This window comes from uncultured Thalassospira sp., assembly GCF_963976115.1.
Lineage (GTDB): Bacteria > Pseudomonadota > Alphaproteobacteria > Rhodospirillales > Thalassospiraceae > Thalassospira.
In genome coordinates, this window is record NZ_CAXBJJ010000017.1 from 39,445 (window position 1) to 62,656 (window position 23,212).

General features: G+C 55.1%; 18 protein-coding genes. 11 read left to right on the forward strand and 7 right to left on the reverse strand.

Features of this window, described 5'->3' with window-relative positions; translation table 11 throughout:
- Nucleotides 1-92: 92 nt before the first annotated feature.
- The 5 genes from murG to AAC086_RS19640 are packed head-to-tail and all read left to right on the forward strand — an operon-like array spanning nt 93 to nt 5,404.
- Nucleotides 93-1,289, forward strand: a complete 1,197-nt coding sequence (murG, locus tag AAC086_RS19620; protein WP_339781272.1) for an undecaprenyldiphospho-muramoylpentapeptide beta-N-acetylglucosaminyltransferase — start codon at nt 93-95, stop codon at nt 1,287-1,289.
- Nucleotides 1,286-2,698: a UDP-N-acetylmuramate--L-alanine ligase gene (gene murC, locus AAC086_RS19625; RefSeq protein ID WP_339781273.1), complete on the forward strand. Its 1,413-nt coding sequence runs from the start codon at nt 1,286-1,288 to the stop codon at nt 2,696-2,698. Before murG ends, murC begins: the two co-directional genes overlap by 4 nt.
- Nucleotides 2,695-3,636, forward strand: coding sequence for a UDP-N-acetylmuramate dehydrogenase (gene murB / locus AAC086_RS19630; RefSeq protein WP_339781275.1), 942 nt, complete (start codon nt 2,695-2,697; stop codon nt 3,634-3,636). The genes murC and murB overlap by 4 nt, the downstream gene beginning before the upstream one ends.
- A complete protein-coding gene (locus AAC086_RS19635) occupies nt 3,633-4,547 on the forward strand; it encodes a D-alanine--D-alanine ligase (protein WP_339781276.1) in 915 nt (304 codons plus the stop codon). The genes murB and AAC086_RS19635 overlap by 4 nt, the downstream gene beginning before the upstream one ends.
- Complete coding sequence (locus tag AAC086_RS19640; RefSeq protein ID WP_339781278.1) at nt 4,535-5,404, forward strand: cell division protein FtsQ/DivIB; 870 nt, start codon at nt 4,535-4,537, stop codon at nt 5,402-5,404. The genes AAC086_RS19635 and AAC086_RS19640 overlap by 13 nt, the downstream gene beginning before the upstream one ends.
- A 23-nt stretch (nt 5,405-5,427) precedes the next feature.
- On the opposite strand, the gene AAC086_RS19645 is transcribed toward AAC086_RS19640, so the two are convergent.
- The 7 genes from AAC086_RS19645 to AAC086_RS19675 form a co-directional block, all read right to left on the reverse strand.
- On the reverse strand, nt 5,428-6,366 hold the full coding sequence (locus AAC086_RS19645) for a transposase (RefSeq protein WP_339781280.1): 939 nt from the start codon (nt 6,364-6,366) through the stop codon (nt 5,428-5,430).
- Between the two features lie 237 nt (nt 6,367-6,603).
- Entirely contained in the window at nt 6,604-7,743 is a 1,140-nt protein-coding gene (locus AAC086_RS19650) for a Fic family protein (RefSeq protein ID WP_339781281.1), read from the reverse strand.
- Between the two features lie 121 nt (nt 7,744-7,864).
- Nucleotides 7,865-8,953: a LacI family transcriptional regulator gene (locus AAC086_RS19655; RefSeq protein WP_339781283.1), complete on the reverse strand. Its 1,089-nt coding sequence runs from the start codon at nt 8,951-8,953 to the stop codon at nt 7,865-7,867.
- 42 nt (nt 8,954-8,995) lie between these two features.
- Nucleotides 8,996-10,108 (reverse strand): sn-glycerol-3-phosphate ABC transporter ATP-binding protein UgpC, encoded by a 1,113-nt coding sequence (gene ugpC, locus AAC086_RS19660; protein WP_339781285.1) that lies wholly within the window; start codon nt 10,106-10,108, stop codon nt 8,996-8,998.
- Nucleotides 10,109-10,159: 51 nt separating this feature from the next.
- A complete protein-coding gene (locus AAC086_RS19665; protein ID WP_339781287.1) occupies nt 10,160-11,044 on the reverse strand; it encodes a carbohydrate ABC transporter permease in 885 nt (294 codons plus the stop codon).
- The gene (locus AAC086_RS19670; protein ID WP_339781289.1) at nt 11,044-11,937 is read right to left on the reverse strand and encodes a sugar ABC transporter permease; all 894 of its coding nucleotides are present in this window, start codon (nt 11,935-11,937) and stop codon (nt 11,044-11,046) included. The genes AAC086_RS19665 and AAC086_RS19670 overlap by 1 nt, the downstream gene beginning before the upstream one ends.
- A 66-nt stretch (nt 11,938-12,003) precedes the next feature.
- Nucleotides 12,004-13,263: an ABC transporter substrate-binding protein gene (locus tag AAC086_RS19675; protein WP_339781291.1), complete on the reverse strand. Its 1,260-nt coding sequence runs from the start codon at nt 13,261-13,263 to the stop codon at nt 12,004-12,006.
- Nucleotides 13,264-13,567: 304 nt separating this feature from the next.
- On the opposite strand from AAC086_RS19675, the gene ftsA reads away from it, so the two are divergent.
- The 6 genes from ftsA (at nt 13,568) to ligA (ending at nt 23,196) form a co-directional block, all read left to right on the forward strand.
- On the forward strand, nt 13,568-14,818 hold the full coding sequence (gene ftsA / locus AAC086_RS19680; RefSeq protein WP_339781293.1) for a cell division protein FtsA: 1,251 nt from the start codon (nt 13,568-13,570) through the stop codon (nt 14,816-14,818).
- Between the two features lie 212 nt (nt 14,819-15,030).
- The gene (gene ftsZ / locus AAC086_RS19685) at nt 15,031-16,734 is read left to right on the forward strand and encodes a cell division protein FtsZ (protein ID WP_339781295.1); all 1,704 of its coding nucleotides are present in this window, start codon (nt 15,031-15,033) and stop codon (nt 16,732-16,734) included.
- Between the two features lie 292 nt (nt 16,735-17,026).
- Entirely contained in the window at nt 17,027-17,992 is a 966-nt protein-coding gene (gene lpxC / locus AAC086_RS19690) for a UDP-3-O-acyl-N-acetylglucosamine deacetylase (protein ID WP_339781297.1), read from the forward strand.
- 240 nt (nt 17,993-18,232) lie between these two features.
- Complete coding sequence (locus AAC086_RS19695; protein ID WP_339781299.1) at nt 18,233-19,057, forward strand: outer membrane protein assembly factor BamD; 825 nt, start codon at nt 18,233-18,235, stop codon at nt 19,055-19,057.
- A gap of 163 nt (nt 19,058-19,220) precedes the next feature.
- Nucleotides 19,221-20,891 carry a DNA repair protein RecN gene (gene recN, locus AAC086_RS19700; protein ID WP_339781301.1) on the forward strand — a complete coding sequence of 557 codons (1,671 nt, stop codon included), beginning with the start codon at nt 19,221-19,223 and terminating at the stop codon, nt 20,889-20,891.
- Nucleotides 20,892-21,057: 166 nt separating this feature from the next.
- Nucleotides 21,058-23,196: an NAD-dependent DNA ligase LigA gene (gene ligA / locus AAC086_RS19705; RefSeq protein ID WP_339781303.1), complete on the forward strand. Its 2,139-nt coding sequence runs from the start codon at nt 21,058-21,060 to the stop codon at nt 23,194-23,196.
- Nucleotides 23,197-23,212 lie beyond the last annotated feature (16 nt).

Sequence of the window (23,212 nt, forward strand, 5' to 3'; positions counted from 1 at the left end):
CTGCGTTTGAAAGGATATTAACCTTTCTCGGTTTCTCTTGAAGCATCCGGCCTTCGGGTCCCTCCGAGTTTCGCGCAGGTTACATGTCCACAATGACGACAGATGATTTCACCCTTGCCGACACCCCGCTTGACGGGCAGTGCATTGCCCTGACATCGGGTGGAACAGGCGGACATATGTTTCCCGCAGTTTCCCTGGCGCGTGCATTGGTACGACGCGGGGCAACGGTGGTGTTTTTTACCGATGCAAGGGCCGCCCGCTATACCGAGAATGTCGACGGGGTGACCACCATTTTGCTGCCCGCTGGCGGCATTGCAGGCAAGGGACTCCGCGGGCGTTTAACCGGCATGGTGCGGTTGGCCCTTGGCACCTGGCAGGCCCGTCGCCATCTTAAAAAAATACGTCCCGCCGCCGTTATCGGCTTTGGCGGCTATGCCTCGATCCCGGCGACCATGGCGGCAAAAGGGCTGCATATTCCGTTGGCCATTCACGAACAAAATGCCGTTCTGGGCCGCGCCAACCGGGTTGTGGCCGGGGCCGCGGCACGCATTGCCACCTCATTTCGCGATGTCCGCATGATTAACGATGCCGACAAGCCCCGCGTTGTCTGGACGGGCAACCCCGTCCGCCAGGAAATTGCCGCGCTGGCAAGTGCGCCCTATGACGCGCCAACCGCCGACGGCCCGGTGAATGTGCTCATTACCGGCGGCAGTCAAGGGGCCAGGGTTTTGTCGGAAATTTTGCCAAACGCCATCATTGCCCTGCCCGATGCCCTTAAATCGCGCCTGCACATCACCCAGCAGGCCCGCGCCGAAGATTTGGACCAGGTTGCCAAAACCTATGAAGGATCGGGCATTGATGTCACGTTAAAGCCGTTTTTTGACGATATTGCGCAACGATTGCGCGACGCCCATCTGGTTATTGCGCGTTCGGGCGCGTCAACAGTGGCTGAGCTGACCATTGCCGGGCGGCCTTCGCTTTTATGTCCGCTGCCCCACGCCATTGACGACCATCAGCGCTATAATGCCGAACAGGTTGAACAGGCCGGCGGGGCATGGATGTTATCGCAGGAACGCTTTACCGTTGAAATCGTCAGCGAACGCCTGACCAAACTTTTAACCGGCCCCGCCGCTCTGGCGCGCGCCGCCGAAGGGGCGCGCAGTGCTGCGCGCACCAACGCCGCCGAACGGCTGGCCGATATGGTGCTGGATTTGCTGGGGCTGAACCCGGCAGGCACACCGGTCGATCTGAAACAAAAAACAACGCATGTCCAAGGAGACCTCGCATGAAAACCCTGCCGCTTGGCATCGGAAACATCCATTTTGTCGGAATCGGCGGGATCGGTATGTCTGGCATCGCCGAGATTTTGCACAATCTGGGCTATCAGGTGCAGGGATCGGACATGGCGGACAATGCCAATGTGCAACGCCTGCGCAAACTGGGTATTACCGTGTTTATCGGCCATGATGCCGAAAACATTGCCGATGCCAAAGTTGTGGTGATTTCAACCGCCGTCAAACCCGACAACCCCGAAGTGGTTGCCGCACGCGCCAACATGATCCCGGTTGTTCGCCGATCAGAAATGCTGGCCGAACTGATGCGCCTTAAGGCCGCCATTGCGGTTGGCGGCACGCATGGTAAAACCACCACCACATCGCTGGTGGCAACCATGCTTGATGCCGCCGGGCTGGACCCGACCGTGATCAATGGCGGGATCATCAATTCATATGGCACCAATGCACGCCTGGGCGATGGCGACTGGATGGTGGTGGAAGCCGACGAGTCTGACGGAACCTTTATCAAGGTGCCCTCGACCATTGCGGTTGTCACCAATATCGACCCCGAACATCTTGATCACTGGAAAAACTTTGACCAGCTGCGCGAGGCGTTCAAAAACTTTGTTCAGAACATTCCCTTTTATGGCTTTGCCGTTTTGTGCATCGACCATCCCGAAGTGCAGGCCCTGATTGGCCGGGTGACGGACCGCCGCATTTTCACCTTTGGTTTTTCACCGCAGGCCGATGTGCGCGCCACCAATGTGCGCACTGAAATTGGCCAAAGCACCTTTGATGTGGTTATTCGCGAACGCATCGACAGTGCAGAGCGCACCATTCACAATGTGCGTTTGCCCATGGTCGGCGAGCATAATGTTTCCAATTCGCTGGCCGCGATTACCGTCGCCCTTGAACTGGGCATTGATGACGATAAAATCGTGTCTGCCTTTGATGGCTTTACCGGGGTTAAGCGCCGCTTTACCAAAACCGGCGAGGTTGACGGTGTGACCATCATTGATGATTACGGCCACCACCCGGTGGAAATTCGCGCTGTTTTGAAAGCGGCCCGTTCAGCCACCCAAAACAACGTGATCGCCGTGGTGCAGCCCCATCGTTATTCCCGCCTGCATGACCTGTTCGAGGAATTTTGCACCTGCTTTAACGATGCCGACACCGTGATTGTTGCCGATGTCTATACCGCCGGTGAAAACCCGATTGACGGGGCCAACCGCGACGCCCTGGTCGAAGGGTTGCGCAACCGCGGCCATCGCAAGGTCCTGGCCCTGGACAGCCCCGATGATTTGGCAAATGTCGTATCGGGTATTGCCCAAAAAGGCGATCTTGTGGTGTGCCTGGGCGCTGGTTCCATCAGCACCTGGGCCAATGCCCTGCCGATCCAGATGGAGGCCCTTAAAACGTCATGACTGCTGCACGCCACACCCCGATCATTGACCGCCTGCCAAAAGTCCGTGGTAAATTGCGCGAAGGCGCATCGCTGGCGAAGGTCACCTGGTTTCAGGTTGGCGGCCCGGCCGACGTGATGTTTCGCCCGGCCGATGCCGAGGATCTGGCACAGTTTCTGCGCGACAAACCCGGTGAGATTCCGGTTTATGTTATCGGTGTTGGATCAAACCTTTTGGTCCGCGACGGCGGTTTGCGCGGGGTTGTTGTACGCCTGGGGCGCCCTTTTAGCGCGGTTACGGTTTTGGGCGATGAAATTCACGCCGGTGCCGGTGCGCTTGATGGCAATGTCGCCAGGGCCGCACAAGAAGCGAGGCTGGGCGGGCTTGAATTTTTATCGGGCATTCCGGGCACCATTGGCGGGGCCTTGCGGATGAATGCCGGAGCCTATGGCCGGGACATGCACGATGTGCTGATCCGCGCCGAAGCCATTGACAGCCATGGGAACATTCATGATCTGGCGGTCAATGAAATGGGCCTTTCCTATCGCCATTGCGACATCCCGGATGACTGGATTTTTACCAAGGCCATTTTGCGTGCCGCCACCGATGACAAGGCCGAAATTGCCCGGCGCATGACCGAAATTAACGACGCCCGCAATACCAGCCAGCCGGTGCGATCCAAAACAGGCGGGTCCACCTTTGCCAACCCCACCCCCCAACGGGCGTGGGAGGTTATAGATGCGGCAGGGTGCCGGGGGCTAACCATTGGCGAGGCGCAAATTTCGCCTCTGCATTGCAACTTCATGATCAATCTGGGCAATGCCAGTGCGCAAGACCTGGAAAATCTGGGTGACGAGGTGCGCAAGCGTGTCATGGCCCATTCGGGCATTGATCTGCGTTGGGAAATTCGCCGGATTGGCGACCGTTTGGGACAATCAATTGTGGGAAAAGACGCATGAGCAAGCATGTCGCGATGATTTACGGGGGCTGGTCGACCGAACGCGATGTTTCACTGTCCACGGGGCGCGAAGTTTCCAGGGCGCTGCGCGAAAAGGGCTATCGCGTTTCAGAAATTGATGCCACCCGCGATCTGGCCTACCAGATTACCAGCCTGTCGCCAAAACCCGATGTAATCTTCAATGCCCTGCATGGGCGTTGGGGCGAAGACGGTGCGGTTCAGGGATTATTGGAAATTTTAAACATTCCCTATACCCATTCCGGCGTGCGCGCATCAGCCATCGCGATGGATAAAATGAGCGCAAAGGCCCTGTTTCACGAACACGGCCTGCCCTGTGCCAGGCATGTTTATGTCAGCCGCGACGACATTAAAAACGGCATCGCCTTGCCGCCGCCCTATGTGCTGAAACCCAATAACGAAGGGTCGTCGGTCGGTGTGGAAATTATTCTTAATGCCGAAGAAGAAGAAAACATGCTGGCGCGTGACTGGGTGCATGGCGATGGCGTGATGCAGGAAGAATATGTTGCCGGGCGCGAAATGACCGTGGCGGTCAAAGACGGCGAAGCCATGGAAGTGATTGAAATTTTAACCGGCAACCATGCCTTTTATGATTACCAGTCCAAATATGCCAATGGCGGATCGCAGCATATTATTCCAGCTGATATCCCCTCTGCCTTGCGCACGCGCGTGCGTGATTGCGCCGAACAGGCCTATCGGGTGCTGGGTTGCAAGGGTGTGGCCCGTGCCGATTTTCGCTATGACCCGGAACATGACCAGCTTGCCATTCTGGAAATTAACACCCAACCCGGCCTGACCCCGACATCGCTGGTGCCCGATGCGGCCCGCCATGACGGCATGAGCTTTGCCGACATTGTTGCATGGATGGTTGAGGACGCCACATGCGAACGATAACGATCGCCGATCAGGCGCGCGAGCGCCGCGAGAAGGTTCAACGTGAATATGGCTGGAGTGCTGTTTTCCGCAAGGTGGGCCGTGCCTGCCGCTGGATCAGTGCAACGGCCTTAATCGTGGGCGGGCCGCTGGCCCTGTGGCAAAGCGGAAAAACCGAACAATGGCTAACCACCGCCCAGACCGAGGCCATTGATGCATCAGCCCGCTTTGGCATGGTGATCAACACCATTGATGTGGCCGGACGCAACCGCACCGACCCCAATGCCCTGTTGGCTGCCGTTGGGCAAAAGCCGGGCTCGCCGATCCTGACCTTTGATGCCGATGCCGCACGTGAACGCATCGAACAATTGTCCTGGGTGCGCACGGCAACGGTTGAACGCCGCCTGCCCGATACCATCATCATCCATGTCGACGAACGCAAACCCCTTGCCCTGTGGCAACATGGCGACAACCACATCCTGATTGATGCCGATGGCGTGCAATTGCAGGATTATGAACTGGGCGATTATTTAAACCTGCCGGTTCTGGTGGGCGAAGACGCGCCCGAACATGCTGCCGAAATGATTGCAACGCTGAAAACCATCCCGCGTTTGTTTAAACAGGTTACAGGGGCACAGCGCATCGGCCATCGTCGCTGGAATGTGCAACTGGCAAACGGCATGTTCATTCGCCTGCCCGAACATAACATGCAAAAAGCCTGGGCAAGACTGGACCAGTTGGACCAGGCCCACAAACTGCTCACCAGCGATGTTCTGGTGGTTGACCTGCGCCTTGCCGACCGCACCTTTGTGCGCTTGACACCAGGGGCTGCTGAATTGCGCCGCAACCCGCCGAAGGAAAAAAAGGGCTCGGTTTGATCGGGTTAAAGTATCCGTTTTAATCAAGACTGTTTTATATGCCATTTTCTATTATCGCGAAGCAGAGCGTTGGCGAGGATAATGAGCTTTCGCATGATGGCGGTTATTGCGACTTTGGGTGGTTTCCCTGCTTTGCAAAGGCTTTCGTATTTGGCCTTCATGTCGCGATTAAAACGAATGGCGACGATAGCCGGCATATAAAGCGCGTGGCGGACGATAGCCCTTCCGCCCGTCACAAAGGCGCGTCCAGTCCAGCGTCCTGACTGGCGGGTCATTGGCGCAAGGCCGCTTAAGGCTGCGGCGGCCTTCTCGTCAAGCTCTCCAAGTTCCGGCATTTCGATGAGAAGGGCAAAGGCAGTAATCTGCGACAGCCCGGGAATAGAGACGAGAATATCGTATCTGGCCTTCAGGGTCTGATCGTTGCTGACCAGTGTCATAATCGACTCGGTGACGGCCTTTAACTGGCTTTCAATTTGTCTGAGGCGGGCGGCATTCTGCTTTTTAAGCAGCGGATTGACAAGGTTTTTGCTTCTGTTTTTGGCCGCCGTCCTGTCTTTGACAAGGGCTTGCCGTGCAACATGAAATTCCTTCAAATCGCTGGGAATATGCGTTTGGGTTTGCAATATGCGTGGTTGCAAAAATTGGCCATAACGGGCCAAAAGTTCCGCATCGATCCTGTCTGTCTTGGCAAGTCTGCCAGCGGCCTCGCAGAAGCGCCTGGCAAAACGGGGATTGACCTTGGAAAGCCGCAATCCTTTTGTCATCATAAAGCATTCAAACGCTTTGTGATAAGGGCCGGTCGGCTCGTAAACAAGGTGGTCCAGGGTCGCGCTATCGATCCATTTGACAATGGCGGCAAAACCTTTGCGATCATTGCTCACATGCAGTCTTTCGCCGTCCGGCAGCCTGTGAAGATCAATATGGTCTTTCGAGATGTCCGCACCGATGATAATCTCAGTCATCTTTTCCGTCTCCTATGCTTGTCATCCGAGCCTTAAAGCTCCGGTATCCGTTCAGGACGATTGGAAAAGACGGGGGCGATCACACTTTAACTCGGTCCATCAGGCGACCTTGCACTTTACGATCCGTCCCCCATCGCCGGAGAGGATAGCCATCCTCTCCGGTACTTCTTTATCTCATAAAAAGCTGCCTTATTCATAAGACAAGCATTTTTCCTTTAATATGACCCACTCTCTCAATCATAGACTCTGATCGGACTTGATGCGGCCCGGATGGATCACAGCGTACCGGGTTGAGCGGCCCCCTGCCCCAAGCACGGCAAGACATCCCTTATAAACAAGATCAGCAAGATGTCGGGTTGCCGTCGCTTTGCTGACTTTGGCGAAGGCCGCATATTTGGCCGCACTTAACCCATCGACAAAATCGCCATCGAGCAATTTGTTCAAAGCCTTGATCTGTCCGGGATTCAATTGTGTATTTCGGTGATATTCCCAAAATCGGGTCTTGGCGACAGTCTGATCAATTTTGCCCGCCGCCAGCTTTAAGGCCTTCTCAAGCGTCTGAACAAACCAGGTCATCCATTCATTAATGTCAGGGCCGGAATTTTGTGCATTTTCCAGCGCCTGATAATAACCTTTTCGATCCTTGGCAATGCTGGCCGACATCGCATAAAGCTGGATACTGTCGGGATCTGCCTGAGCCAACGCCAAATCACCCAGTGCCCTGCCGATGCGCCCATTACCGTCATCGAATGGATGGATGGTCACAAACCGAAAATGGGCAATCGCGGCCCGTTCAATCGGATCCAGAGACAGATCGCGGCGACTTTCATTAAACCAGTCAATGAAATCATCCATTTCCCGGTTAACACGCTCTACTGGCGGGGCTTCAAAATATACGACCGGCATGTGCGATGGGCGCGAGGATACAACCTGCATAACCCCGTCTGACCGATACTTGCCGACATCAACCTTTTCAACCCGAAACTCGTTTTCCGGGAAAAGCCAGCGATGCCAAGTGAACAGTCTTTTGGTACTAAGGGCCGCGTCAATATTGCTCACGGCATCAAGCATCATATCAACCAGCCCATCGGACTTATCGGTTGAGGCACCAAGGCCCGATGCTGGACCCGGAACGCCAAGTTTGTTGGCCAAAGATGATTTGATCGATTCCCGATCAAGCGTCTCACCTTCAATTGCCGAAGATTTCAGAATATTTTCCAGCAAGGCCGACAGGGCCGTTTGATCCGGATTAAACTGGCTTTGCACAAGCCCCGCAAGATGCCCCTGCAACCGGTAAATACCCGGCAACAACGCGCGCAGTCTCTCTCGATCCCACTGAAAATGCGGCCAGTTCTTGTCTTCCCAAATCCATGGCATCGCCGGTCCTCTGAGATGAGGCAACTAAAACTATATTCAAATCATTTTATGAGCCGAATATGCCGCCTATTTGGCTCATTGGCAACGAGAATAGCGGGCATCGTCACAAAACAGCAGGTTTTCAGTCCGTATGTGGCAAGGTCCGCCACACGGCCTCTGGCTGGCCCAGGCTGTGAATTTCATCCATTGGTCGGCCTTCGATCACGTCGATCAGGTGTCGGGCCAGTTCTTGCCCGGCGAGAATAAGATCTTCGCGCAGGCTGTCGATCCGGGGGCGGGTGAAATTCAGTAAATCCGATGTTTCCTTGGCAATCACATCAATGTCCTTGCCCACCGTCAGACCCGATTGCGTAATGCCGTCGATCAGGGCCAGCGCGCAAATTTCGCTGCCGCAAATAATGCCATCTGGCACATAATCCTGATGGCGCAGGGCCATACCGGCCTGGCGTAAAACTTCACTGCCGGAATCCAGATCCACACCGGGCAAAACTTCGAACGGAACGTTGGCGTCTGTGGCCGCAGCGGCAAGCCCGGCCAGACTTTCCCGGTAATAGGTAAATTCTGACGGTGGCGATAACATTGCCAGCCGTTTACGTCCGCGTGACAGCAGCCGTTGTGCCGCCATGGTGCAAAAGGCGCGATTGTCAAAATCATGATAGGCATGTTGCCGTGCATCGGCACAGCGGCCATGGGTAACAAACGGCAAACCACTATTGATCAATGCCGTGACACGGGCGTCATCGGGTTTGATATGGGTAATAATCACGCCGTCGGCGGCCCTTGTATCAAGGATATAGCGAATCGGCGTCATCGGGTCGTCATTGCGCGCCTGCGGGGTCACCACCAAATGATAGGGCGTTTCGCGAATAACGTCGGAAATACCCACAATCAGGCGGCGGGCAAATTCGGGGATCTTGTCGGTCTGGTCCAGAACAAGGCTGATGACATTGGTTTTACCGGTGCGCAAACGCACCCCGGCACGGTCCGGGCGATAGCCAATGGCATCGGCAACCTGGCGCACACGCTGTTTGGTTTTGGCACTGATATCGTGGGCATCCTTCAAGGCCCGCGATACCGTTGTCACGCCCAAACCCGTCATTTCTGCAATGGTCTTTAATGTCGGTCGCGTGCGCGGGCCAAATTTCCCGTCATCGCGACCGGCCTTGTTATGATCGGACAGTGTCCGTTCCTCCCTGGCTAACCCGTGCAACAGCCCTGCACGATGGCAAAGCTATTGCCATGCGAAATGCACCTAACGCAAGCGTTCGCCGCTTTGGGCATTAAAAAACACAACTTTATCAAGGTTAAAGACCAGGTCGTGGGTTTCTCCTGCTTGCCCGGTCCAATCCTGATGCAGGCGTGTGACCACTTCCTTGCCGCCAAGGGCGGTAATGGCATAAATATCGGCCCCGGCGGGCTCAATCACATCCATCCGGCATTTGGCCGTGACGGTGCGCTGCGATGTGGCACGGGTGGCCGCCCCGCCCTGTGCATCGGTAATGGCTTCGGGCCGAATGCCCATAATCACCTGTTTACCGTTCATATCCATAACCGAGGCCGGAAGCTGATCAAAATCGAGCACCAATGCCTGCTCTTTGTCGCGGCCGAGGCACACCTGTGAACCGTCAATCTCAACCGGAATCAAATTCATCGCGGGCGAGCCCATAAAATCAGCGACAAACAAGTTCGACGGATTGTTATAAATTTCGGCAGGGGTGCCATATTGCTGCACAACACCGCCTTTAAGCACCGCAATTTTAGTGCCCAATGTCATCGCCTCGATCTGGTCGTGGGTGACATACACAATGGTCGTACCCAAGGTTTGATGCATCCGTTTGATTTCGGTGCGCATATCCACCCGCAATTTGGCATCAAGGTTCGATAACGGTTCGTCGAACAAAAACAATCTGGGATTGCGCACCAGCGCACGCCCCATGGCCACACGCTGGCGCTGCCCGCCCGAAAGCTGGCCGGGCCTGCGGTCCAGCAGGGCTTCGATTTGCAGGGTTTTGGCCACTTCGCGCACTTTGGCGTCGCGCTCGGCCTTGGACATCCCGCGCATTTCCAGGCCAAAGGCAATGTTTTGCCCAACATTCATATTGGGATAGAGGGCGTAACTTTGAAATACCATGGCGATATTGCGTTCGGCGGGCGGCAAATCGTCGATCCCGTCGCCGTCGATGCGGATTTGCCCGGTGGTCAGGCTTTCCAGCCCGGCAATGGTGTTTAACAATGTTGATTTGCCACAGCCCGACGGACCCACAAGAACCAGAAAGCCGCCTTCTTCCACATCCAGCGCGATGTTTTTTAAAACATCAATCGGGCCGAAACTTTTGCATACGTTGTCAATTTCCAGAAATGCCATTCTGTATAGACCTTTATGAATTGCAGGCAGGGCTTGCCAAGGATGTGGTTGTTAACCTTTGACAGCACCCGCCATCAGGCCGCGGACAAAATATCGCCCGGAAACGATATAAACGATCAGGGTTGGCAAGGCGGCCAGCACCGCACCCGCAAAATGCACGTTATATTCTTTCACCCCGGTCGAGGACGACACCAGGTTGTTCAACGCCACCGTCATCGGCATGGAATCAAAATCGGCAAAGGACGCCCCGAACAAAAAATCGTTCCAGATATTGGTAAACTGCCAGATGACCGTCACCACAATGATCGGCCCGGAACTGGGCAACAAAATACGGGTGAATGTGCGCACAAACCCGGCCCCGTCCATTTTGGCAGCCTTGATCAGTTCGTCGGGAAAGGCGGCATAATAGTTACGGAAAAACAGGGTGGTAAAGCCCAGCCCATACACCACATGCACCAGCACAAGGCCACTGGTGGTTCCGGCAAGGCCGATCATGCCCAAAATGCGCGCCATCGGGATCAGCACAATCTGAAACGGGATAAAACAGGAAAACAGCATCAACCCGAAAATGATTTTGTCCCCGCGAAAACGCCATTTGGTCAGCACATAGCCATTTAATGCCCCCAAAGTGGTCGAAATGGCCACCGCAGGCACCACCATAAACAGTGAATTGACGAAGAAAGGCCGTAACCCGGTGGGTTCAACGCCAATTTGTGCAGTTGACCACGCTGATAACCACGGTTCAAACGTGAAATTTTCGGGCAGCGACATCATGTTCCCACCGCGAATTTCATCCAGCGTCTTGACCGAATTTACCAGCATCACAAATAGTGGCAGCAAATAGTAAACCGCAAACAGGATCAGCACGGCATAAAGCGCAGCACGCACCAGTTTACCCGCCCCAATCGCCGATTTTTGACGTGCATAAGACGACATTAGCGATGCTCCCGCAGTTCGGAATAAAGATAGGGCACAATGATCGCGGCAATCATTGCCAGCATGATCACCGCCGACGAGGCCCCGACCGCCATCTGGTTGCGGGTAAAGGTATAGGAATACATAAAGGTCGCCGGCAGTTCGGTCGCCCGGCCCGGCCCGCCATTGGTCAAGGCAATGACAAGGTCATAGGCCTTGATCGCCAGGTGGGCCAACACCACAAAGGCCGATAAAAATACCGGTCGCAATTGCGGAATGATAATGCGGGTATAGAGGCTCCAGTTACGGGCCCCATCCATTTGTGCTGCCTTAAGGATTTCACCATCAATACCGCGCAACCCGGCCAGAAACATCGCCATCACAAACCCCGAGGACTGCCAGACAGCAGCGATAACAACCGTGTAGATCGCCATATTGCGATCCTTGATCCAGTTAAACGCGAAACTGTCCCACCCCCACAAATGCATGGTGTTTTCAAGGCCCAGCCCCGGGTCGAGAAACCATTTCCATGCCGTGCCAGTGACGATGAATGACAGTGCCATTGGATACAGATAGATCGGGCGTAAGATGCCCTCGCCGCGAATTTTCTGATCAAGGAAAATCGCCAGCATCAGACCAAGAATGCAGCAAATCGCAATATAGAGAATGCCGAAAATTGCCAGATTTTGCAGGGCGGTCATCCAGTTCCGCTGCCCCCACAAATTGCTGTAATTGGCCAAACCAACCCAGTCAAATGACGGCAACATCCGGCTGTCGGTAAAGGACAGATAGCCGGTAAACAGGATAAATCCGTAAACAAAAATCAGGATCAGAAACAAACTGGGGCTTAGCACCAGCCGGGGCAAAATATCGCGTAGCCTGGACGACACCTTGCCGGGCACGGTTAAGGACATGACGATGCTCCGCACGTTACCCTGATGGCCGGAGAACACCCCGGCCATCAGGGCTGTTATTGATTTTTACTGAGCAGATTCAACAGCATTAACCAGTTCTTCGGCCGCTGTTTTCGAGTCATATTCACCGTTAAAATGCGCGGTAATCACATCATACATCGCATTTTTAACCGCACTCGGCACCGCATGACCATGTGCCATCGAACCAAACAGCGTGCCTTTTTCGTTGGCTTCGGCCAGTTGCTTCATGCCTTTTTTACCACAGGCATCAAAAGCATCGGGCGAAACATCGGTCCGCGCCGGAACCGACCCCTTGACCACATTAAAGGCTGACTGGAAGGTGGGCGACATCACCGCTGCCGCCAGTTTGTTTTGCGCATCGCGGCGGTCTTCGCCCACCTTGAACATCACAAACTGGTCCGAATTAAAGGTAACCGTGCCCTGGGTGCCCGGAAAACGAAAGCACATGAAATCCTGATCGGGTACTTTACCCGCGTTTAAAAATTCGCCCTTGGCCCAGTCGCCCATAAATTGCACACCGGCTTCCTTGTTAATCACCATCGCGGTTGCCAGGTTCCAGTCCCGACCCGAGAAATTGTCATCGACATAGCCGCGCAACTGGGTCATGCGGTCAAACACCTTGACCATGGTGTCGGAATTAAGGGCTGCCGGGTCGGTATCGATCAGGGCCTTTTTATAAAAATCCGGGCCACCGGTGGACATCAGGACGGCTTCAAACATTGTCGCATCCTGCCATGCCTGCCCGCCATGGGCGATGGCGGTATAACCAGCCCCCTTGATTTTATCAAGATCGGCAATCAGTTCATCCCAGCTGGTGGGCTGTTTCAAACCCAGTTCATCAAAAATCGCCTTGTTGGCCCAAACCCAGTTGGTGGAATGCACATTTACCGGCACGGCGATCCAGTGACCGTCATATTTGGAAAATTCTTTCAAGGCATCAGGAACAACTTTATTCCAGCCTTCCCTGCCCGCCAGATCGTCAAGGTTGGCCAAAACCCCTTCCCTGGCCCAATCCTTGATGTCAAAGCCCAGCATCTGAACCGCAGTTGGCGGGTTTCCCGATGTCACACGGGCGCGCAACACGGTCATGGCCTGTTCGCCACCACCACCCGCCACCGGCATGTCATTCCAGGTAATGCCCTGGCTTTCCAGGTCTTTTTTCAAAACCTGAAGGGCTTTGGCTTCGCCGCCTGCGGTCCACCAATGCAAAACCTCAACACTTTCTTCTGCGCTAGCGATGGCCGTGGACATCGCCAGGGCTGCAACAATGCCCAATCCCGCACGGGCAAACTTGCCGATAAACATGTGATTTCCTCCCTGTTGGTTTTAATTAGCAACCAATTACTGCAACGTTACAGTTGAGAGTCAAGCGCCACCTGTAACGTTGCAGTACAGCAACTCAAAAAGCCCCCAAAACCCGGGATTGCAAAAGAAAGTTTCCCGCATCGCAAAAAGACATTAAACCAACAGTTGGGGAACAAAATGTGAAAGACTCCCCCCTGCCTTAACCAATTTGCAACTGCTTTTGACCGAAAACCGGGATAAGGGGTGTTTGACTTTGCGGGCGACGACCACCCCAAACATCAAAAAGTAAACTCAGAGCAAACAATTGGCACGCAGCAAAACGAGATCAGGGCTGATAGCGGCCCTGGATATCGGCACATCTAAGGTCTGCTGTTTTATTGCGCGACCCGACAGATCCGGTCAGCCGAAAATCATCGGTATTGGCCATAATATGTCGAAGGGACTGCAAAGCGGATCGATCGCAAATCTGGACGCGGCACAGGAAGTGGTGCTCGCGGCGGTGAATGCTGCCGAAAAAATGGCGGGTCAAACCATTGAAACCGTCATCGTCAACCTTTCCGGCGGTCGTCCCGAATCCGAAACGCACACCATTGAATTGCCATTGGGGTCACGCCCCATCGGCAATCTGGAGATTCGCAAGCTCAACGACCTGAAAGACGCCTTGCTGCGCCAGGCCGGTGACGAGTTGATCCATACCGTGCCGTTGGGCTTTCGGGTGGATCAGTCCGTCGGTCTGGGTGATCCGCGTGGCATGTATGGCTCGGTTGTCGGGCTGGATCTGCATTTTGTCCGCACCCAGATCGCGGCGTTGCGCAATCTCGAAACATTGCTGGCGCGCTGCCACCTTGAAATCGAGGAAACGGTCGTCACCCCGCTGGCATCGGGCCTTTCGGCCCTGACCCACGACCAGCGCGAACTCGGTGCGACCGTGATTGATATGGGGGCGGGCACCACCAGCGTTGCCGTATTTCATGGCGGCCAGGTGATTTATACCGCCAGTTTCCCGGTGGGCGGCGCACATGTGACTCGTGATATTGCCTATGGCCTTAATACGTCGCTTTCCCATGCGGAACGGTTAAAAACCCTGCATGGCAGCGCGTTAACATCCCCCTCCGACGATCAGGAAATACTGGCCGTACCCGTGATTGGCGATGAAGACGACGCCAATGTAAACCATGTGCCACGTTCGATGCTGATCAATATTATCAAGCCGCGCCTGGAAGAAACGTTCGAACTGATCCGCGATCAGCTTGAAGAAAATGGGCTTTCACAAATTGGCGGCCGGTCGATCATGCTAACGGGTGGTGCCAGCCAGCTTAACGCCATTGCCGATCTAGCCGGACAAATGTTTGAACGTCCTGCCACCATTGCCTCGCCGCACGGGGTAACGGGCATGGCGCAGGCCACGTCAGGCCCGGCTTTTTCGGCATGTGCCGGGTTGCTGTTGCGCGCGGTTGAACAACAAAATGACCCGCTAAGCGAGGCGATGAACCATATCCGCCAAAGTGGCGGCCGCTTTGGCCGACTGGGTGCATGGTTAAAGGAAAACTTTTAGCCCCGCATTTTCCATAAAACAGACCCGCCTTGCCGTGCTACAAGTCCTGCTGACAGCAAAACGAAGAAAAATGAAAATTTTTCATCCGTTAACGTCGTCATTAACATCGCACTAACTCTTTCGCCTGTAAAAGATCAGCACGGGTCTAATTTCGGCAAAGGGAAGGCCGTTACTGGACTCAGACTCCTAAGCGCGGAGAAGGAAGAGCAAACATGCCAACAATTAATTTTTCCGTACCTGAAGCGGAAGAAAACCTGAAACCAAAAATAACCGTTATCGGCGTCGGTGGCGCCGGTGGCAACGCGGTCAATAATATGATCGCATCCGAACTTGAAGGTTGCGACTTTGTCGTTGCCAATACCGATTCACAGGCGCTGAGCCAAAGCAAATCGGTTCGTAAACTGCAACTGGGTCGGCAAATAACCCAGGGCCTTGGCGCGGGCGCACGCCCCGATGCCGGGAGTGCGGCGGCGGAAGAATCGATTGATGAAATCATGGCGCAGCTTGAGGGCAGCCACATGGTCTTTATCACCGCCGGGATGGGGGGTGGTACCGGGACCGGTGCGGCCCCTGTGATTGCGCGGGCCGCCAAGGAATCGGGTATCCTGACTGTTGGTGTCGTTACCAAACCGTTCCATTTCGAAGGAACGCGCCGGATGCGCACTGCCGAACAGGGCATTGAACAGCTTCAGCAATATGTTGATACGCTGATCATTATCCCGAACCAGAATTTATTCCGGGTAGCCAACGAAAAAACCACTTTCGCAGATGCCTTCCAGATGGCTGACGATGTTCTGCGCAATGGTGTGCGCTCCATCACCGACCTTATGATGGTTCCGGGCCTTGTGAACCTTGACTTTGCCGATATTCGCACCGTAATGAGCGAGATGGGCAAAGCCATGATGGGCACCGGCGAAGCAACCGGCGAAAAACGTGCGCTGGAGGCTGCTGAAGCCGCCATTGCCAACCCGCTGCTTGAAGATGCATCGATGAAAGGGGCGCGTGCGGTCCTGATCAACATCACCGGCGGCATGGACATGGCGCTGTATGAAGTTGACGAAGCCGCCAACCGCATCCGCGAAGAAGTCGATCCCGAAGCCAATATCATCTTTGGTTCGACCTTTGATCCGTCCATCGAGGGTGGCCTGCGCGTTTCTGTGGTGGCAACCGGCATTGATGCCGAAGATGTCCGCCGCCCGAAACCGACAACCATTCCGCTGGCACCGGCAGTCCGTACAGACAAAGCCGCTGCGGCAAAACCGAATGCCGGTTTTGGCCATCAGGCACCGCATCAGGCCCCGGCCGAACACATGCCCGCCGCAGCCTTTGGCGGTCAGGATGACTATGCAGGCGGTTCGTCCGTTGAAGACATGCCCGCTGAACGCTTTGCCGCAACCGGCAATGCGCAGCAGCCCGGCCTGTCCAACCCGGCCACCGATCACGGCCAGACCGGTTCCATCGAACTGGGCCAAACCGTTTTGAAACCAAACCCGGCCCTGCGCCAGGCCCCGCGTGCCCAACAGCCGCAGCCAGGCGCACGCCAGCAGCACGTTGCAGATGACAATGGCGACATGCCGTTCATTCCGCCCCGTGCCGCCCGCCCGACCGACAATGCACCCGCACGCGGCGAACCTGATGTTTACGATGCTGCCGACAATAACCATGGCAACCGTCCGCGGTTTGGGGGCATTCGTAACCTGTTTGGCAAAGGACAGCACCAGGCCGACGGCGACAACGCCCCGCGCCAACACGCCGCCCCGCAGCCACAGGCACCAGCCCCCCGCCAAACGGAACTGTCACTGGGGGATGATGCACGACCACAATTGAAAGCCGATCCAGCTTCCCGGGTCAAAACGTCTTCGACGTCTGATGACCTTCTGGAAATTCCGGCTTTCCTGCGTCGCCAGGCAAACTGACGACAACTCTCCGCGCAAAAAGGGGAAGGTTCTGACCTTCCCCTTTTTTAGTGGCATCCGTATAAATACGTAAAAATGTAACGTCTAATCGCACGATGCACAGCACTTTTTCAGTGCAATTTTTAGCCATAAATGATTGATAATAAACGAATTTACCTGCGTTACAAAGCGTAACAAAGAGTGATTTGCGACATTGCCTACCCACGGTTAGTTTGTGATCCTGACAAACAGGCCGATACGCAGCCTGATAAATCATCATCGTGATACAACCTGATTTTTCTGGGGGTTCCCCGTGAATAACATCGCCGACATTAGCACCGCATTGAATGACCAGCGCGCCGCGACATCTTCTGTCGTTCGGCAGCGCAGTCTGAAAACCTCGATCGGTTGCGCAGGTGTGGGGTTGCATTCAGGTCAGAAAATTCAGATCACACTGCATCCTGCCCCGGTTGATCACGGTGTGGTTTTTCGCCGCGTTGATTTACCGGGCAAACCGCAATTTGCCGCCCTGTATGATGAAGTCATCGACACCCGCCTTTGCACCTGCCTGGGCGACCTGGCCGCCGGGATCAAAATTGGTACAATCGAACATCTGATGGCCGCCCTTGCCGGGCAGCGGATTGACAATATTCTGATCGACATTGACGCAGACGAAGTTCCGGTCATGGATGGCAGTGCAGCGCCGTTCACCTTCCTGATCGATTGTGTTGGCATTGAAGAACAGAATGCAGCGCGTCTGGTTGTCGAGGTTTTGAAAACCGTCGAAGTCGAACATAACGGCTGCCGCGCCAAAGTCGAACCGGCCGACGGGTTCCATATCGATTTTGAAATCGACTTTGCCAGCAAGGCAATTGCCAACCAGCGCCTGTCTGTCACCTTTGACGACGGCGTGTTTGTCAATTCCATCGCCCGCGCACGCACCTTTGGCTTCCTCCACGAGGTGGAGGCCATGCGCAGCGCCGGATTGGCCCTTGGTGGTTCGCTGGAAAATGCCGTGGTTCTGTCAGGTGATTCGGTCATGAACGAAGAAGGCCTTCGCTACGAAAACGAGTTTGTCCGTCACAAAATTCTTGATGCTCTGGGCGATCTTTATGCCGCCGGGCACCAGTTGCAAGGCAAGGTTACCGCCTATAAATCGGGTCACATGGTCAATAACATGCTGTTAAAGGCCCTGTTTGCCGATTCGAGCGCCTGGCGCCTGGTACCGATGCGCGCCGCTTCGCTTGATGTAAGCGAGCCGATCCGCGCATCCGCCTGAACATCACACGATCACCATTTGGCAGGCAGTCGCTTTTTGCGACCTGCCTGCTTTTTTTGCCTGTTTCCCGCCGCGAAAATGGCCCACAAGCCCGCAGATTTTTGATAAAAGCACAGAAAATGTAATTTTCAGTGATTCAAGCACTTGCCCATAGGCGGTGTTGGCGTGATATAGTCCGGCCACACCAGCGAAATCCAACGGGTTTCAGCACGACCGCAGACAGAATTAAGGATTGCAACCTTGCCTCGTTCGGCTTACGCGAAACATCTGATTGCCGTTTGCGGCCTGGCTTTTATGCTGGCTGCCTGTTCCAGCACCAAAGAACCGGAATATGTCGAAAGACCGGTGGCGGAACTTTACAACACAGCCCAGGATTTGCTGGACCAAAAGGAATACCAGAAAGCGGCCAAAGCCTTTGACGAGGTGGAACGCCAGCATCCCTATTCGGTTTGGGCAACCAAAGCGACCCTGATGTCGGGTTATGCCTATTATCAGGACAACAAATATGACGACGCGATCAGTGCGCTGGATCGTTTTATTTCGTTGCACCCTGCCAATGCCGACGCGGCCTATGCCTATTATCTGAAAGCCCTGTCCTATTACGAACAGATTTCAGATGTGCGCCGCGATCAGCAAATGACCCAACATGCGATGCAAAGCCTGGATGACGTTATTCGTCGTTTCCCTGACAGCAAATATGCCCGCGATGCCAAGCTGAAAAAAGACCTGACCGTTGACCACATGGCAGGCAAGGAAATGAGCGTTGGCCGCTATTACCAGGACCGTGGCGACTTTTTGCCTGCGATCAACCGGTTTAAAAAGGTCGTCACCGACTATCAGACCACAACCCATGTGCCAGAAGCCCTGTCACGCCTGACCGAATGCTATCTGGCATTAGGCCTGAACGGGGAAGCCAAAAAAACGGCATCCGTGCTTGGTTATAACTTCCCTGGCAGCGAGTGGTACAATGAGTCATACGACCTTATCCTTGACAAGAAAACCGGTGACGACGCCGACAAAGGTTGGTGGGATGCCACTACAGGCGCCATATCCAGTCTGTTCTAACGCGTTTCACGGTTTTTAACGGCGAAAACAGCGAAATTTGCAGGCCCGGCACACATATTTTGTGCGCAGGGCTTGCAAGCAGGTCAATGTTTCGGCACTGTGCATTTGACGCAATGTTCTCGTCCTGTTCTGCGTCTTGTTGAAACAACGCCAGTATGCCAACATGCTTCGACGCCTTAGCATTCGCAATGTTGTCCTGATCGATAAACTGGACCTGGATTTCCATGAAGGGCTAAGTGTTCTGACCGGGGAAACAGGTGCCGGGAAGTCGATTTTGCTCGATTCCCTGGGGCTGGCCCTTGGGGCGCGTGCCGATAGCGGCCTTGTCCGCCACGGCACTGACAAGGCCAGTGTTACCGCAACATTCACCCTGCCCGCCGGGCACCCGGTATTTGGCCTGTTGCACCAGCAAGATATCGACATCGAAGATGATGATCTGGTTGTCCGGCGTGTTGTGACCGCCGATGGAAGGTCACGCGCCTATATCAATGACCAGTCGGTATCGATTGGCGTCTTGCGCGATGTTGGCAATTTTTGCGTCGAAATTCAGGGCCAGTTTGACCAGCATGGCCTGCTGGACCCAACCACCCATCGCGCCACCCTTGATGCCCACGGCAATTTGGCACAGGCCGCCCTGAAAGTGCGCGATCACTGGCGCAACTGGCGTGCCACACAAAAAGAATTCATCGCCGCCCAAAACCGCATTACCAAGGCCCGCGAAGAAGAAGAATGGCTGCGCCATGCGGTAGACGAGCTTGAAAAGCTGGCCCCGCAAGAAGGCGAAGAAGAACAACTGGCCGAAGAACGCCAGTTTTTGATGCATGGCGAAAAACTGGTTGCCGCCTTGGGCGATGCCGAAAACGACCTGTCGCGCGGCAAAGGGGCAGAAAGTGCCATTCGATCCGCCCAGCGCCACCTTGAACGCGAACTGGAAAAGGCCGAAGGCCGGTTTGAGCCGATTATCGAAGCACTGGATCGTGCTGCCATCGAACTTGAAGAAGCGATGCGCGCCATTTCGGCAGCCAAGGCAGATTTAAACCTTGATTCCGGTCATCAGGAAAGTGTCGAGGAACGTTTGTTTGCCCTGCGTGCAGCGGCGCGCAAATACAACGTCCCCGCCGATGGCCTGCATAATCTGATGAAGGATTTTCGCCGCCAGATCGAACAGCTGGAATTTGGCGAACAGGAACTTGACCGCTTAAAACAGGCCGGGGAAAAATACCGCCAATGTTATGTCGACGCGGCGCAAAAACTGCATGAAGCCCGCAAAAAGGCCGCCGCCAAAATGGATGGCGCCATCAATGCGGAACTGCCGCCGCTGCGCATGGACAAGGCGCGCTTTATTACCGACATCGTCGCCCTTGAAGAAAACGAATGGGGCGCAGATGGCCTTGACCGCGTGCAATTCACCGTTTCCACCAACCCCGGCAGCCCGGCCGGGCCGCTCAACAAAATTGCCTCGGGTGGCGAATTATCGCGGTTTTTATTGGCCTTAAAGGTGGTTCTGGCGCGTGTTTCTGCCGTGCCCAGCCTGGTATTTGACGAAGTAGACAGCGGTGTGGGCGGTGCCACTGCGGCGGCCATTGGCGAACGGTTGCATTTGCTGGCACAGGAACGGCAAATTCTGGTGATCACCCACAGCCCGCAGGTGGCGGCCCGTGGGCGCACACACCTGAACATTGCCAAACGCGAGGATGGCGGCAGCATGGTCACACGGGTGAATGAACTGGTGCAGGATGCTCGGCGCGAAGAAATCGCCCGAATGCTGGCAGGCCATTCCATCACAGCCGAGGCCCGTGCCGCTGCCGACAGTTTGCTGGGCCTGCCCGCCTGAATACCCGAAAGACGCCCCGGTGGATCAGTGCATACCCCCGGTAATCTTGCGCCCACATCTGTCAGCAGGACTTAAAAACTGGCAACTACCCCCTCGCCAGAACCGCCCCGGTATTTTAAAAGAACTGATCCAACGGCCCGCAATCTGGAACGGAAAACAACACGACATGAGCGCCGATACAGCAGCGTCCCCCACCGCACACACCACGCAGGCCGACACCAGCAGCAGCACCGGCATTTTGCCCGACATGCCCGAAAGCAGCGGCGAAGCCCGCCGCCAACATGCCGAAATTGCCGAAAATATCCGCGCGTTTAACGAAGCCTATTATATTAACGACGCACCAATCGTGCCCGATGCGGAATATGATGCGCTGTTTAGCCGCCTGATCGCGCTTGAAAGCCGTTACCCGACCCTGAAAAAAAACAGCCCGACACAGGAAGTCGGCGCATCGCCCGCCGAAGGTTTTGCCAAGGTTAAACATGCACGCCCGATGCTGTCGCTGGCCAATGCGTTTTCGCGCGAGGATATTGTCGATTTTCTGGCCCGGATTCGCCGGTTTTTAAACCTGAGCGCGCATAGCCCGGTTGAACTGGTGGGCGAACCTAAAATTGACGGCCTGTCACTGTCGCTGCGCTATGAAAACCGGGAACTGGTGAGTGCCGCCACCCGCGGGGATGGCACCGAGGGCGAGGACGTCACCGCGAATGTTGCCCATATTGGCGATATTCCGCGCGTTCTGCCCGATGATGCCCCCGAGGCCGTGGTCGAAATTCGCGGTGAAGTTTATATGTCGCGCTCGGATTTTCAGAAACTGAACGCGACCCAAAACGAAGCAGGCAACAAAACCTTTGCCAATCCGCGCAATGCCGCCGCCGGGTCGCTGCGCCAGTTGGACCCTGCCATTAGTGCCAAACGCCCGCTACGCTTTTTTGCCTACAGCTTTGGCGAATTATCTGAAAGCCTGGCCAATACCCACTGGAACTTTATTGAAAAGATCAAGGGCTGGGGGTTTGTCACCAATCCCTTTACCAGAATGCTGCATGATGCCGATGAAATCATGGCCTTTTACGAAGAACTGGGCAACCAGCGGCCCGATCTTGATTACGATATCGATGGTATTGTTTACAAAATCAACGATTTCGACTTGCAACTGCGCCTGGGCTTTGTCAGCCGCTCGCCGCGCTGGGCAATTGCCCATAAATTTCCGGCTGAAAAGGCCAAAACGCGCCTGAAATCGATAGAAATACAGGTGGGTCGTACCGGCGCACTTACCCCGGTGGCCCATCTGGAACCGGTTACCGTGGGAGGGGTTGTGGTATCGCGCGCCACATTGCATAACCGCGATGAAATTGAACGGCTGGGCGTGCGCGTTGGCGATCTGGTGACCGTGCAGCGCGCGGGTGACGTCATCCCGCAGATTTTAGGTTACGTGCCCGAGGAACGCCCCGAAGACAGTGTTGAATTCGAGTTTCCCGACAAATGCCCCAAATGCGGCAGCCACGCCATGCGCGAAGAAGGCGAAGTTGTCACTCGGTGCAGCGGCGGCCTGGTTTGCCCGGCACAGGCGGTTGAACGTCTTAAACATTTTGTCTCACGCAATGCCTTTGACATCGAAGGCATGGGCGGCAAACATATCGAAGCCTTTCATGATTTGGGCTGGGTGAAACAACCGGGCGATATTTTCCGCCTGCAAGCCGATCACGGCGAAGAACTGGCCAAACGTGAAGGCTGGGGGCCAAAATCGGCGGAAAAGCTGTTTGCCAGCATTAACGAGCGCCGCAGCATCGGCCTTGACCGGTTCATTTATGCCCTGGGCATTCGCCAGATCGGCCAGGCCACCGCAAAATTGCTGGCCCGGCATTATGGATCGATCACAGCCTGGCGACAGGCCATGATGGATGCCCAGACCGCCGATAGTGATGCCCTGCGCGAATTGATCAATATCGACCAGATCGGCCCCGGTGTGGCCCATGATTTGCTGGAATTTGCCGCCGAAAGCCATAACCGTGATGTATTGGATGATTTACAATCGGTTCTAACCATCACCGATGTCGAGGCCCCAACCAATGTTGACAGCCCGGTCAGCGGCAAAACCGTGGTTTTTACCGGCAAACTCGAACTGTTTTCGCGCAACGAGGCCAAGGTAAAAGCCGAAAGCCTGGGGGCGAAAGTTGCCGGATCGGTTTCAGCAAAAACCGATTACCTGGTTGCAGGACCGGGTGCGGGTTCCAAATTAAAGAAAGCAGAAGAAGCCGGTGTCACGGTTTTAGACGAGCAAGGTTGGCTTGATCTTATTGCCACTTAGGACAATGATCGGCACG

What these genes read in the sequence shown, in the direction of transcription:
- AAC086_RS19645 (WP_339781280.1), bottom strand. Translation starts at nt 6,366, where the DNA reads ATGACTGAGATTATCATCGGTGCGGACATCTCGAAAGACCATATTGAT.
- ligA (WP_339781303.1), top strand. Translation starts at nt 21,058, where the DNA reads ATGAGCGCCGATACAGCAGCGTCCCCCACCGCACACACCACGCAGGCC.
- AAC086_RS19665 (WP_339781287.1), bottom strand. Translation starts at nt 11,044, where the DNA reads ATGTCGTCTTATGCACGTCAAAAATCGGCGATTGGGGCGGGTAAACTG.
- murC (WP_339781273.1), top strand. Translation starts at nt 1,286, where the DNA reads ATGAAAACCCTGCCGCTTGGCATCGGAAACATCCATTTTGTCGGAATC.
- AAC086_RS19675 (WP_339781291.1), bottom strand. Translation starts at nt 13,263, where the DNA reads ATGTTTATCGGCAAGTTTGCCCGTGCGGGATTGGGCATTGTTGCAGCC.
- AAC086_RS19670 (WP_339781289.1), bottom strand. Translation starts at nt 11,937, where the DNA reads ATGTCCTTAACCGTGCCCGGCAAGGTGTCGTCCAGGCTACGCGATATT.
- recN (WP_339781301.1), top strand. Translation starts at nt 19,221, where the DNA reads ATGCTTCGACGCCTTAGCATTCGCAATGTTGTCCTGATCGATAAACTG.
- AAC086_RS19650 (WP_339781281.1), bottom strand. Translation starts at nt 7,743, where the DNA reads ATGCCATGGATTTGGGAAGACAAGAACTGGCCGCATTTTCAGTGGGAT.
- murB (WP_339781275.1), top strand. Translation starts at nt 2,695, where the DNA reads ATGACTGCTGCACGCCACACCCCGATCATTGACCGCCTGCCAAAAGTC.
- AAC086_RS19640 (WP_339781278.1), top strand. Translation starts at nt 4,535, where the DNA reads ATGCGAACGATAACGATCGCCGATCAGGCGCGCGAGCGCCGCGAGAAG.
- AAC086_RS19635 (WP_339781276.1), top strand. Translation starts at nt 3,633, where the DNA reads ATGAGCAAGCATGTCGCGATGATTTACGGGGGCTGGTCGACCGAACGC.
- ftsZ (WP_339781295.1), top strand. Translation starts at nt 15,031, where the DNA reads ATGCCAACAATTAATTTTTCCGTACCTGAAGCGGAAGAAAACCTGAAA.
- murG (WP_339781272.1), top strand. Translation starts at nt 93, where the DNA reads ATGACGACAGATGATTTCACCCTTGCCGACACCCCGCTTGACGGGCAG.
- ugpC (WP_339781285.1), bottom strand. Translation starts at nt 10,108, where the DNA reads ATGGCATTTCTGGAAATTGACAACGTATGCAAAAGTTTCGGCCCGATT.